This is a genomic window from Pseudomonas sp. KCJK9016 (genome assembly GCF_046231795.1).
GTDB classification, from domain to species: Bacteria; Pseudomonadota; Gammaproteobacteria; order Pseudomonadales; family Pseudomonadaceae; genus Aquipseudomonas; species Aquipseudomonas bananamidigenes.
Genome location: NZ_JBJJMM010000003.1, coordinates 103,546 through 116,980, shown reverse-complemented (window position 1 = coordinate 116,980; position 13,435 = coordinate 103,546). Strand labels below are relative to the sequence as shown.

At 61.5% G+C, this 13,435-nt stretch carries 8 protein-coding genes; 6 read left to right on the top strand and 2 right to left on the bottom strand.

What is annotated here, in order from left to right; genetic code table 11:
* Positions 1-187 precede the first annotated feature (187 nt).
* From ACK6BI_RS03650 to ACK6BI_RS03635, 4 genes are read left to right on the top strand one after another with little or no spacing between them, the layout of a single operon-like run.
* Positions 188-1,549: an HD domain-containing phosphohydrolase gene (locus tag ACK6BI_RS03650; protein WP_409316032.1), complete on the top strand. Its 1,362-nt coding sequence runs from the start codon at positions 188-190 to the stop codon at positions 1,547-1,549.
* Positions 1,550-1,605: 56 nt separating this feature from the next.
* On the top strand, positions 1,606-2,040 hold the full coding sequence (locus tag ACK6BI_RS03645) for an NUDIX hydrolase (protein ID WP_409316031.1): 435 nt from the start codon (positions 1,606-1,608) through the stop codon (positions 2,038-2,040).
* Between the two features lie 23 nt (positions 2,041-2,063).
* Positions 2,064-2,702, top strand: coding sequence for a LysE family translocator (locus ACK6BI_RS03640; protein WP_409316030.1), 639 nt, complete (start codon positions 2,064-2,066; stop codon positions 2,700-2,702).
* Positions 2,703-2,704: 2 nt separating this feature from the next.
* Positions 2,705-3,205, top strand: coding sequence for a GNAT family N-acetyltransferase (locus tag ACK6BI_RS03635; RefSeq protein WP_409316029.1), 501 nt, complete (start codon positions 2,705-2,707; stop codon positions 3,203-3,205).
* 22 nt (positions 3,206-3,227) lie between these two features.
* Here the strand turns inward: ACK6BI_RS03635 and metR are convergent, their stop codons facing one another.
* On the bottom strand, positions 3,228-4,145 hold the full coding sequence (gene metR, locus ACK6BI_RS03630) for a transcriptional regulator MetR (protein ID WP_065258670.1): 918 nt from the start codon (positions 4,143-4,145) through the stop codon (positions 3,228-3,230).
* A gap of 111 nt (positions 4,146-4,256) precedes the next feature.
* On the opposite strand from metR, the gene metE reads away from it, so the two are divergent.
* On the top strand, positions 4,257-6,569 hold the full coding sequence (gene metE, locus ACK6BI_RS03625; RefSeq protein WP_409316028.1) for a 5-methyltetrahydropteroyltriglutamate--homocysteine S-methyltransferase: 2,313 nt from the start codon (positions 4,257-4,259) through the stop codon (positions 6,567-6,569).
* Positions 6,570-6,609: 40 nt separating this feature from the next.
* Here metE and ACK6BI_RS03620 read toward each other — a convergent pair whose 3' ends face one another.
* Entirely contained in the window at positions 6,610-12,165 is a 5,556-nt protein-coding gene (locus ACK6BI_RS03620; RefSeq protein ID WP_409316027.1) for a dermonecrotic toxin domain-containing protein, read from the bottom strand.
* 211 nt (positions 12,166-12,376) lie between these two features.
* Here ACK6BI_RS03620 and ACK6BI_RS03615 point away from each other — a divergent pair, with 211 nt between their 5' ends.
* Positions 12,377-13,411, top strand: a complete 1,035-nt coding sequence (locus ACK6BI_RS03615; RefSeq protein WP_409316026.1) for an alpha/beta fold hydrolase — start codon at positions 12,377-12,379, stop codon at positions 13,409-13,411.
* Positions 13,412-13,435: the final 24 nt, after the last annotated feature.

The following is a 13,435-nucleotide window of genomic DNA, read 5'->3' as shown; positions in this document are numbered from 1 at the left end:
GCACTGGCCGATGGTGTTGTTCGGTGACTTGAGCATAGTTGTCCGGACGCGACTTCGCCTGCCGTGTTGTAAACGAGGATTTACAGGTCCGCCGCGAAAAATCATCTAGCCTTTCATGCAGGCGCGGGCAAGCGGGGCGGTCTGTCGGTGCGTCATCCTTATCCACCGTTTTGCGCGAGGCCTCGCCATGGAAGAGCAACCCGTCCCGACTTCGGCCCGACGACCTGCGGTTCTGCTCGTCGATGACGAGGAACCGATCCTCAACAGCCTGCGTCGTCTGCTGCGTGGCCAGCCTTACGACGTCTTGCTTGCCACCAGCGGTGCCCAGGCGCTGGAAATACTGGCGCAACGCCCGGTCGATCTGGTGATGAGCGACGCGCGGATGCCCAACATGGATGGCGCCACGCTGCTGGCTCAGGTTCACCGGCTCTATCCGGCGACCACGCGGATCATGCTCACCGGCTATGCCGACCCGTCGGCGATCATCAAGGCCATCAATGAAGGCCAGATCGACCGTTACATCAGCAAACCCTGGAACGATGAGGAAATGCTCCTGGTTCTGCGCCAGGCGCTGGAACACCAGCATCTGGAGCGTGAGCGCCAGCGCCTGGAACAACTGACACAGGTACAGAACGAACAATTGAGGTTGCTCAACAGCACCCTGGAAAAACATGTCGCCGCCCGCACCGCCGAACTGCAGCAGACCGCCGACATGCTCGACCTGGCCTACGAGGAGCTCAAGCACAGTTACGTGACCGGCACCGAAGTGTTCTCGCTGCTGGCCAATCTGCGCCTGCCCCCGGCCAAGCAGACCAACCGGCAGATCATCGAACTGGTGCGCGCCTACTGCAAGGCGCATGGCCTGGACGAAGCTGCCAGCCGCGACCTGACCATGGCTGCGGCGCTGTACAACATCGGCAAGCTGAGCTGGACCGACGGCATGATGACCACGCCTTCCGACCTGCTGCACAGCACTGACCGCGACCGTTATCGGGCCTACCCGAAACAGAGCGAGTCGCTGCTGATGACCCTCGATCCGATGAAGGATGCGGCGCGTCTGATCCTGCATCATCAGGAGCGCTGGGACGGCAGCGGTTTTCCCGACCGGCTCAAGGGCGAGGCCATCCCTTTCGGCTCGCGCCTGTTGAAGCTGGCGGTGGATTTCGTCGAGTTGCAGCGCGGGCTGATTCTGGAGCGGCAGATGAACAGCGACGAAGCCTTGCTGTACCTGCGCCAGTACGCCGGCAGGTTGTACGATCCTGACCTGATCGAAGACTTCATCCAGGTCTGCGCGGCGTTCCTCAACGATGTCGTGCTGGCCGACCCGAACGTCAAGGTGCTGGGCACACGGGAACTGGCGGCGGGGATGATCCTGGCGCGCAATCTCAATGCCGACAACGGCATGTTGCTGCTCAATGCAGGCAAGGTCTTGAGCGCTCTGCTGGTGGACAAACTGATCAGCTTCGAAGCCATGGAAGGTGCAAGGTACAAGGTGTTCGTCAAGGTCCCGGACGACCTGGAACCGGCGCTCGAAGCCCGGGGTGGATGACGTCGCTGTCATCGGCATGGGATCCTTGCGGTTTTATCGACGCCAGTGACTGACCCATGACTTCTGCATCGACTGTAACCCCACGCATCATTCGCATTGCCGCCGCCTTGCTGATCGGCCCCGATGGCCGGACCCTGCTGGTGCGCAAGCGTGGCACCACGGCGTTCATGCAGCCCGGCGGCAAGATCGAGCCTCACGAGTTGCCGGTGCATGCCCTGGCCCGTGAGCTGGAGGAAGAGCTGGGGCTGGTGATCGATCCGGCGCAGGCGAGTTTTCTCGGGCAGTTTTCGGCACCGGCCGCCAACGAGCCGGGGTTTGTCGTGCAGGCCGATATCTTTCAACTGCACATCGACGCTGAAGTGTCGCCGGCGGCCGAGATCGAAGAGGTGATCTGGATCGACCCGGCCATCGACGGCGATGTGGTTCTCGCCCCGTTGACACGGGACCTGATCCTGCCGTTCCATCGAGCCTCGCTGACTGCGACCGCCTGATCATTCACGCCAAGGACTTCGCCATGATCCCGTTGCCGGACCTGTTGATTTTTGCCGCCGCGGCACTGCTGATGGTCCTGACGCCGGGGCCGAACATGATCTACCTGATTTCCCGTTCGATCTGTCAGGGACGCAAGGCCGGGGTCACGTCGCTGCTGGGAGTGGTGGCCGGGTTCTTCGTGCATATGTTTGCGGCGGCGGCCGGTCTGACGGCGGTGTTTCTTGCGGTGCCGATGGCCTATGAAGTGCTGAAGTGGGCCGGTGCGCTGTACCTGCTGTGGCTGGCCTGGCAAGCGGTGAAACCCGGCGCACGCTCGCCGTTCGAAGTGCAGGCGCTACCGGCGGACTCCTCGCGCAAACTGATCACCATGGGTTTTCTCACCAGCGCCCTGAACCCGAAGATCGCGGTGTTCTATCTTTCGGTTTTCCCACAGTTCATTACCCCGGAGCACGGCTCGGTGTTCAGTCAGAGCATCATTCTCGGCCTGACCCAGATCAGCGTCAGCTTCAGCGTCAACCTGCTGATCGCCCTGTCGGCGGCGGGAATCGCCTCGTGGTTCGCCAGCAACCCGACCTGGCTGGCGGCGCAGCGCTATTTCATGGGTTTTGTACTCGGCGGTCTGGCGGTGCGACTGATGCTTGAGCAACGCAAGGCAGCCTGAACATGTGGATCGAGCGGCTCGACGCCAGCCATGCGCTGGCCTATCGGGAGTTGATGCTGGAGGCTTACGACCGGCATCCGCAGGCGTTCACTTCCAGTGTGCGCGAGCGGGCAGCGATGCCGCTGAGCTGGTGGGAATCGCGCCTGACCGGCAAGCTCGACGTGGTGTTCGGTGCGTTCGAAGCCGGTCGGTTGGCGGGGATCGTCGGTCTGGCGTTCGAACCTCGGGAAAAGGCCCGGCACAAGGCAACGGTCTTCGGTATGTATGTGTCGGCCGAGTTCCGTCAGCAAGGATTGGGCCTGAAACTGATGGAGGCGGTGCTGGACGAAGCGCAGCAGCATCCGGCGCTGAAAGTCATTCAACTGACCGTCACCGCCGGCAATGACGCGGCGTTCAATCTGTACCAGCGCTGCGGCTTCATCCAGTTCGGTCTGGAACCGATGGCGGTGCGGGTCGGCGAGGATTACTTCGACAAGATCCATATGTGGCGCGAACTTCGATAACACCCATGACCCTGTGGAACCGTCAACGAGCCGCGCTGACCCCATCCAGTGTCGAGAACGAGGTGTCCTTGGCCGTCAGCAGGAAGTCGCGCATGTAAGGCGCGTCCAGCATGTCGGCACGGATCGCCGCGTACAGGGTCGCGAACAGGCCTTTCTCCCCCAGCCGCTTGGCCTTCACGTAGCCCCGCGAACTGTATTCATGCAGTGCCCAGTGCGGCATGCCGCACACGCCCCGGCCGCTGGCCACCAGTTGCATCATCATGACCGTCAGTTCTGAAGTGCGCACTTGCGCGGGCTCGATGTCGGCGGGTTCGAGGAAACGGGTGAAAATGTCCAGCCGGTCGCGCTCGACCGGATAGGTGATCAGGGTCTCGCTCAGCAGGTCTTCGGGAACAATGTAGGGCTTGCTCGCCAAGGCATGCTGGTTGGCCACTGCGAGCATCGCCTCGTAGGTGAACAGCGGCACATAGGTGATGCCGGCGATTTCCAGCGGGTCGGAGGTCACCACCAGGTCCAGATCGCCCCGGGCCAGGGCCGGCAGCGGGGCGAAGGAGAAACCCGAGGCCAGGTCGAGTTCGACTTCCGGCCACGCATCACGGAACTGGTCGATGGTCGGCATCAGCCACTGAAAGCAACTGTGGCATTCGATGGCCATGTGCAGACGCCCGGCGGTGCCCCCGGCCAGACGCCCGATGTCCCGTTCGGCGGCGCGCAGCAGCGGCAGGGTCGCGTCGGCCAGTTGCAGCAGGCGCAGGCCGGCGCTGGTGAACCGCACCGGTTTGGTCTTGCGCACGAACAACGGCATGCCCATGCGTTCTTCCAGTTCCTTGAACTGGTGGGACAGCGCCGACTGGGTCAGGTGCAGGCGATCGGCTGCATCCACCAGGCTGTCGGCTTCGCGCAGGGCATGCAGGGTTTTCAGGTGACGGATTTCAAGCACCACTGGCTCCATGAGGGAAATTTGTGATCAACACGAAAAGGTTGAGTTTGTCTCATGTTGTCCTGGCTGTCGACAATGGCGCCATCTTTTACCCAATGGAGAACACTCGACATGGCCGTGGCCCACACCCTTGGTTTCCCGCGCATCGGCGCCGACCGCGAACTGAAAAAAGCCCTGGAGGCCTATTGGAAGGGCGATCTCGATCAGCCGGCCCTGAATCAGGTCGGCCGCGAGCTGCGCGCCAGGCACTGGCAACTGCAGAAGGACACCGGCATCGAGCTGTTGCCGGTCGGCGATTTCGCCTGGTACGACCAGGTGCTGACCCACTCGCTGACCTTCGGTGTGATTCCCGAGCGCTTCAACGGTGTGCGCGACGAACGCGGTCTGCCGACCCTCGACACTCTGTTTGCCATGGCCCGTGGTGCCACGACGTCCTGCTGCGGCGGCGAGCCCGCCAAGACTCAATACGCACAGGAGCTGACCAAGTGGTTCGACACCAATTACCACTACCTGGTCCCGGAATTCACCGCTGATCAACAGTTCAAGCTGAGCTGGGAACAGCTGTTCGATGAAGTCGAAGAAGCCAAAGTGCTGGGGCACAACGTCAAACCGGTGATCATCGGCCCGTTGACTTATCTGTGGCTGGGCAAGGCGAAAGGTAATGACTTCGACAAGCTCGACCTGCTGGAGCGCCTGCTGCCGGTGTACAACGAAATCCTCGGTCGCCTTGCTGCACAAGACGTGGAGTGGGTGCAGATCGACGAACCGATCCTCACCCTCGATCTGCCGCAAGCGTGGAAAAACGCCTTCGAACGCGCCTATCACATCCTTCAGTATTCGCCGTTGAAGAAGCTGGTGGCGACCTATTTCAGTGGCCTTCAAGACAACCTTGGCCTCGCCGTCGGCCTGCCGGTGCAAGGCCTGCACATCGATGCCGTGCGCGCACCGGAGCAACTTGGCCAGGTGCTGGATCGGCTGCCGACCTACAAGATCCTCTCGGTGGGGCTGGTCAATGGTCGCAATGTCTGGCGCTGCGAACTGGAACAGGCACTGGCGCAGTTGCAACCGGCTCAGGAGCGTTTCGGCGACAACCTGTGGGTCAGCAGTTCCTGTTCGTTGCTGCACAGCCCGGTGGATGTCGAGCGTGAAGACAAGCTCGATCCGGAACTGAAAAGCTGGCTGGCCTTCGCCGTGCAGAAGTGCAGCGAAATCGCCGTGCTGCGTGATGCGTTGAACGATCCACAAGCGCCGAAAGTGCAAAGCGCTCTGGCGCAAAGCCGCGCCATTCAGGAAAGCCGTGCCCGCTCGCCGCGTATCCACAAGGCTGAAGTACAGGCGCGGATCGAAGCGATCAATGCCGGCGACAGCCAACGCCAGTCGCCGTTCGCCAAACGCATCGTCGCGCAACAGGCACGTTTGAAGTTGCCGACGTTTCCGACCACCACCATCGGCTCGTTCCCGCAGACCGGCTCGATTCGTCTGGCCCGTCAGGCGTTCAGGCAAGGCAAGCTGTCGGCCAACGACTACCATGACGCCATGCGCAGCGAAATTCGCCACGCGGTGCAAGTCCAGGAACGTCTGGGCCTGGATGTGCTGGTGCACGGTGAAGCCGAGCGCAACGACATGGTCGAGTACTTCGCCGAGCAACTGGACGGCTACCTGTTCACCCGTTTCGGCTGGGTTCAGAGCTATGGCTCGCGCTGCGTGAAGCCCGCTGTGATATACGGTGACCTGAGCCGCCCGAACGCCATGACCGTGGACTGGATCACCTACGCCCAGAGCCTGACCGACAAGGTCATGAAAGGCATGCTCACCGGCCCGGTGACCATGCTGATGTGGTCGTTCCCCCGCGAGGACGTGTCGCGCAAGGTCCAGGCGCAACAACTGGCGCTGGCCCTGCGTGATGAGGTGACGGATCTGGAACGTGCCGGGATCAAAATCGTGCAGATCGACGAAGCGGCGTTTCGCGAAGGCCTGCCGCTGCGCCGCGAGCAATGGCAGGAATACCTCGACTGGGCCGTGGAAGCGTTCCGCCTGACGGCCTCGGGCGTGAAGGATGAAACCCAGATTCACACCCACATGTGCTACAGCGAATTCAACGACGTGATCAAGGCTATCGCCGACATGGACGCCGACGTGATCACCATCGAAACCTCGCGCTCGGACATGGAATTGCTTGAAGCCTTCGAAGCGTTCGATTACCCGAACGACATCGGGCCGGGCGTCTACGACATCCATTCGCCACGGGTGCCGGACACGGCGCAAATGGTCAAGCTGATAAGCAAGGCCGTGAAACGGATTCCGGCAGAGCGGTTGTGGGTCAACCCCGATTGCGGCCTGAAAACCCGCGCCTGGCCGGAGACCGAAGCGGCGCTGGTGAACATGGTGGCGGCGGCACGCCAGTTGCGCAGTCAGCTGGCCTGATGAGACGGGGGAGCGGAGTGGGCCGCTCCCCCGTCTGTTTTCACAGGTTCTCGAAATGGACCAGAACTGACGAGCGCTTGCCAATGTCGGCATAGGGCAGGGAAGGATCGTCGGCGTGGGTCAGAGACCGGTGTTCGGGTAGTTTCAAATGGGCCTTTTCGAAATCGTGAAAGCCGGGGGTTGCCTTTGAGTAGTGGAAGTGGGCGTACCACAGCAGTTTTGGCGGTGCCTGGGTCAGGTCACGGATTTCGTATTCCTGCAGATAATCGATGCGGCCGTCCCTGCGTTTGCCAAGGTTCTTCAACGGTGCGATTTTGCGGATGTCCGCCGCGTTCTGCCCGATCAGATCGTCGAGCATGCCATCGGTAGGATGTTTGCTGTTCAGTGACTGACGGGTGCGTATTTGGCGCCCGCGGATCCGCAGTTCGGTGGCTTTGCCGCGCAGAGTGGCGATGATCGGGTTCTGCGTATCGATCTGCTCGATCTTTTGGGCCCGGTGAATCAGCTCGTCAGCTTCGCTGACCATCATGTGCTCAAGATCGATCGGCAACATGTCCTGCCTGGCATGGGCGTTTACCTTGATCTCATAGGCAGGCAATCGTTCCAGCCGGGTGCGGGCCTCCGCCAGCAGTGCGCCCGGATTCTGCTCCATGGGCGACGATGGTCGGGCAGGCGCATTCAGCAGGTGATACTTGCCGTTGCTGCCCTGTTCCCAGATCTCCTGGACACCGCCCTTGCCGGTCAGGTGATAGCGACGCGTCCGGGTGGTCGACTCCCAATGTTCGACACCGATCAGCAACTGATTGTCTTCGGTGGTAAAGATCTTTTTGCTGCTGCGCCCCTTGGCAGCGGTAACCGTTGGCAACTCCAGTGTCTTGCGTGCCCGCTCGGCCATTTTTTCGATGCCCGCCAGCAGGGCCGGGACGTTATCCATGTAGAAGTGTTGGGAGTAGCTGGCCGTCCATACGGTCATGGCCCGCCGGAACTGCGCATAGGTGTTGAGGCAGTCCTGCAGGATCTGGTTGCGTTGGCCCCGGGTCGCGCCGGTCTCTGGCAGGCTGAACTGGGTGTAGAGGGCCCGATCCATTCTGGCGCGCAGATCCCGTGCCTGGTTTTGCAGAAAGTGCCAGGACACTTCGCCGAGATTGTCGTGACACTGGACGATTTCGAGCAGGCTGCCGGTTCTGAGGTAGAGCAGGTTGCCTTCACTCAGGCGTGTGTTCAAAGCCTCGACTTCGGTTCGTATGTGGGCCTTGTCACGGGGCAGACTGATGCGTTCGTACCAGCGGTTGAGATCACGCATCAGGCTTTCGATCTCTTCAGTCCTCTGCAGCATTTCCAGGCGCAATACGCGAATTTCCCGGTGAAGGGAGATGTGTTCGCTGAGCAAGTTTCCCGGAAACTCGATCAGGCGTTCGATCAGTGGGTCGATCCGGTCCAACAGCGGGCTGACCTGATGATTGATGTGATGAACGCGCAATTGAAGACGGTCGGCCACCTTCCAGGCATCGAGGCTCATGCATTCGATGACCTTGCGTCGTTTGTTGCCATGGGTCAGCGGCAGCAGATCGTTCATCAGTCGGTAACGTCGGCTGGCCAACTCGATATCGCCGATACAGGCTGCATCGGCGGCGGCCCGCAAGGCCGGGCGTTGGTCGAGAGGCGCGTTGTTGTAGCGGTTGATGGTGACGTAGCTTGCGGCGAATCGGTTGTCGATCTGCCTTGCCAGGTCATCGGTCATCTGGGTCAATTGTTGTTGACGTCGAAAAACACGATCCCCCCACCAGCGAGGCAATCGCTGGCGGATGCTCGCGGGCCAGATGGGATCCAGCGCATCGGCCAGATGCCCGACGACATTGCCGCCGCCCGCTCCGCCTCCCTCGAATGCTGTTCCGTACACGCCGAAATAAGTGTCCCAGTTACCCGCCTCATCCAGGGCGATCGGTTGCTTGTAGGTTTTCTGCGCGTTGCCTGCCAGGCGCCAGCCTCGTGAGTCCTTGCTCAGTTCAACTTTATAGACCTGTCCCTGACGTACCACGAAATCGCCGTCAGCGTGTCGATAGACATTGCGAAACAGCCCGGCACTGGCCGGTTGCAGGCCGCTCAGGAAAACAGGCTGTGGGTATTCGTAGCCGGCGAATCGTGCCCTCAGGTGTCTCGCCTTTCGCCCGGCGCTTGCCTGCAACGCGGCGGGGCTGCCGGCCAGTTTGCGCAATTGGCGTGTGCTGGTCAGCGAAGCGGCGCCGGTGGCTGCGCCTATGGTGGGCAAGATATCCATCGCGGCGTCGATCAGCGCCAACAGCAACGCTTCGATTTCGGCCAGCCCATCCCCCGCAGCACCGCGCAAAAAAGCTGCCACCGCCTGATTGGCGCTGTTCCAGGTGTCATACAGGCCGATGGCCGTACCGACAAACGGCACAAGCCCCAAGGCCATTTTGATGCAGGTAAACAGATGTGTGCCGCTGCGCGCAGCACGCTCCATGTACAAGTCGGCATTGGAGCGAGAGGTACTGCGATGGGCCTGGATCAGCCGCCCCATTTGCGCATCGAGCAAGTGCGCGGCGAGTGAAGTGGTTGCCGGCCAGCGTTCACCCACGCCGATCAAGGCATCAAAGTGCTTGAGCACGGCCTGACCGATACGCCGCTCGTGGGCCTGTGCATCGCCTTGTACAGCCCGACCGGCCAGCCAGCGAGACCATTTTTCCTGCACACAGAGATTGAACAGCGCCTTGCGCGCCGCTTCCAGACTGTCATAGCGGCGCAGGCATTGCCCATCGGGACTGTCGGTCAGGTACAGCAACGTCGTTGCGCTGACCTGTTCCTCGATGAAGCTCACACCGGACAGCGTGACCGGCCCTTGGTTGGGTGTGTCCTTGCCGCCGGAGGCGAGCAGGGCCGGCAGCAAGACGATTTGCCGGTTGTTCGCGCGCCAGGCAGACGGGGTGTCGGCATCGATGGCGACCTCAAGGATCTGCTGATCCAGTGCGCCGATCCGGTTTTGCAGGCGAGCGCATTCGCCTTGCAGCCTGAGCATCAATCGCCACGGCTCCAGCAGGCATTCGCGGCGATGATCATTGACGAACGGCGGTTCATCGGTCGAGCCCATGAATACCTTGCGAATCAGGGTTTCGTAGGCATTGGGCAGATCCAGCTCCGGCAGGGTCCTGCGCAGATAGTCCCTGGTGATGCCGGCTTTCAGGATCTGACGTTCTTTCTCGTCGCTCGCGCTCACTTGCACGGTCATGAAACCCAGGCGCAGCAACAGCGGTTCCAGGCTCATCGACGGCGTTCTGTCGATGTTGTGTTGAGCCAGGTCTTCGAGGGACATCATGCTGCGCGCCTTGCTCGGAACCAGTTCGAGTTTCTGGGGGGTGCCGGGGGCTCCGGGTGCCTTGATCGTGTGCTTTTCCATCGACACCGAGTCAGGCAGGTCCAGTCGAACGGTGAAATGACCTTTGACCGAAAAGTCCTTGCGCAGGCGCGCATGCAAGTGCTGTCGGGTGAATTCCTCACGGGGCGGCAGGGCGGTCGACATCAACATCTGGCCCTGCTGCATGGCCTTGATGTACGCCTCGATCTGCCACCTGAGTCGGCTTCGGTCAGGGCCGGACAGATCGCTCAACCAGTCCGGCAGGACGCTGGCCAGGGAGGTGCTGCTGCGTTGCTCTCGCAAGTGGCTGGCGGCCAGACGCCGTGCAGCGTTTACGGGAACCTGCAGTGCAGACCGATATTTCAGGCGCACGGCTTCCAGTCGTTCGGCCCGCTGCGTCGAGATTGATTGAACGAGTTGCTGCCGTAGCGTGCCGGCCTGTTCCTCGAACTCATGGGTCACCTGATTCAGGGCGTGTTGCAGGGGATCACCGGAGATTCGCTTCAGGTGCAGGGTCAGCTCCGCGTCCTGTTCCGGAATCTTGAACAGCTCACGCTCCATCTCGCGGCGATTGTCGAACTGTCGCAGGCCGCCGCCGGTTCCGGGCCAGTACAACAACAGGCTGTGTGGCGCGTTCGACTCCGACAGAACCCTCGAAGGATTGAAGACCAACGGACCGCCGAGTGTTTGTTCTCGGGTCGATGAACCCGGCTGCCCGTGCAGCACCAGCGAGATTTCGGCTGCGTACGGACCGGTCTGGTTTTCACCGGTGTTTTCCAGTATCGATTCGAGTGCCCGCCATTGAACCTCGCTCAGTTGCCCGAGTGTGCACTGCAGAGCGGCCTCGGCAAGCAGAGCGGTTTTATGCGCCTGATGAAGCAGGGTGAACTCGCGATTGAATGCAACGGTGTCCAACACCCGTTCACGGTAGACCAACGCTTGAGCGGCCCCGTCCGCCATGCGCTCGGCATCTTCCATACGCTGGAGAAGATCCTCGAGCGCCCGTTGCTCTTTTTCGCCGGCCCTGCTCGACCAGGCTTGCAGCGCGTTCTGTTGTCGCAGCAATGCCGTCTGGCGCACTTCCCAGGGAATGTCGGCGAACAGTGCACCAAACAGAGGTGATTCATCCCCGTGCAACGAAGGCGTCGGTGTCGTCAAGGGAGGAGGTGACGCCAGTACACCGGTGCTGCTGTTCTGGTGATCCACGCGATCGGCCGGAACCAGAGCCCGGATGGCCTGTTCAACCAGATCCGGCAAGTCGTCCGGGCTCTGGCGCAAGGCATTGAGTCGAGCCTCCTGCATCCGGGTCAACCATTCACTCATGCCGTGGGTCAATGGCAGAGCGCCGGCGCTGTATTCAAAGTGAATCCCCGAGGCTGACAATTCCTTTGCAATGAAGGGCTGGGCGCGCAGCCATGACTCCATGTCGTTGCGGTTGGCGAAGGACTGCAAGGGCAGCGGTCGATGAGGCAGATACAGCAATTGTTGCGCGGATTGTCGCTCGCCGACGCTGATCACCCATGCGCCGGGAAAACGGCTCCGGCATTGGTTGGCGAATACCAGTTCCAGTCGCTCACCGTGTATCGGTTGATTCTCCAGACGCGGTTCAGGGGAAGTGTCGTCCAACAGCCGCCACAATGGCCGTAGCTGGTCCACGGTCAGGGAGCGCCGAGCCAGTGCGACCTGCGCTGTTGCCTCCAGATGGACGAGGTACAACCGTGCGGCGTGCTCCCGGCGCGAGAGCGGCGTGCCGGGGGCGCGTGCAGCCCAATATGAACTCCAGCGTCGGTCGAGTTCTTTCGATGGATCGAGTCTTTTGATTCGCGTCAGCAATTGCTGTGGTGCAAGGGCATTCAACGGGTGGCTTGCGTCCAGACCGACCACCTCAACGTGGCGGTCCGGTGTCAATTCAGCTCGGTTTCTCTGATGGATGAGCGCGAGGAGTGATGCAAACCCGACAAATTGTTCGGGGTGCGCTTCTGTTGCCGAAAAACGCAGGCCTGCACCCGACTCTCCCAGATCCAGTTCGCGTTCGAGCAGATCGGTCAGCGAAGTGCGAATGGAAGGCACACCAGCCAACAACTCACGCAACGACTGACTGGCGTTGCGCCAACGTGTGGTGGCGTCCTGCAGCAGGGCGCTGTCCACGTTCTGCGGCAAGGGTTCTGAATCCGGCCACACTTGCGGCGCCGGCGTGATGAGGTCGGTAAACAGGCTTTCGGACATGGTCGGCAGGCTCGCGATGAGGAGCGGGAGATCCGCTCCAACTGCCGATCATTGAAAGAAGAAAGCCGCAGCCGTCGGTGTTACATGGTTATCGCGAGCCTCGGTGACCGCTCGGCACTCTTCATCAAACTGTCATCGAACTGTGGCAGCGCGCTTGAACAAACTTCATCAGACTCGCGCTCTACTGGGGTTCTGCGTTTCGGTGTTTTTCATGTTCAAAGGAATTTTTGCAATCGCGGCGTTGTTGGCCGCGGTTTTTTTCGGGCAGGTGTCTTTAGCGGCGTCGCGTTGCGACGTCAATGTACCGACCGAACGGGTCGATCTGGAACAGGTGAGCCTGGCGTACCAGAGCATCGGTCGTGCATCGGATCCGGCGTTGCTGCTGGTGATGGGCCTGGGCGGGCAGTTGATCCACTGGCCGGACGAAGTGGTGGTCGCGCTCTGTCAGCAGGGTTTCCGGGTGATCCGCTATGACAACCGCGATGTCGGGCTGTCGACCTGGCGCCAGGTACCGGCCGAGGCCAACCTGACGTTCGAGGTGTTGCGCTACAAGCTCGGCCTGCCGGTGGCGGCGCCTTACAGCCTGACCGACATGGCCGACGATGCGCTGGGCCTGATGGATGCGTTGCATGTCGAGCAATTCCATGTACTCGGCGCGAGCATGGGCGGGATGATTGCCCAGCATCTGGCGGCCATGGCGCCGCAACGGGTCGAGAGCTTGACGCTGATCATGACCAGCTCCGGCGCCGAAGGTTTGCCGGCACCGAGCGCGGCGCTGGTGCAGCTGTTGTCGCGGCGCGGAGCACCCAATCGCGAAGTGGCGCTGGAGCAACAGGCCGATCTGCTGGCGGCGCTGGGGAGCCCGATGGTGACCGATGATCGCCAGGTGCTGTTGCATCAGGCGGCGGTGGCCTATGACCGGGCGTTCAACCCTGAAGGCGTGAAACGCCAGATTATGGCGATCCTCGCCGAACCGAGCCGGGTGGCGCTGCTCAACCAATTGCGGGTGCCGACCCTGGTGGTGCACGGCACGGCGGATCCGTTGCTGCCGGTGATGCACGGCGTGCATCTGGCGGCGCATATTCGTGGCAGTCAGTTGAAGCTGATTCCGGGCCTGGCCCATCGCTTTCAGGAGGCGTTCAAGGCGCCGTTGCTGGCGGCGGTGCTGCCGTATCTGCAGCAGCACCGTGAAGACACCTCGCACTGGGCGCAGATCGAACCGGTGGGCGAGCGCAACTTGCTCTAGCGGGGGATCGTGCAGATCATGAGC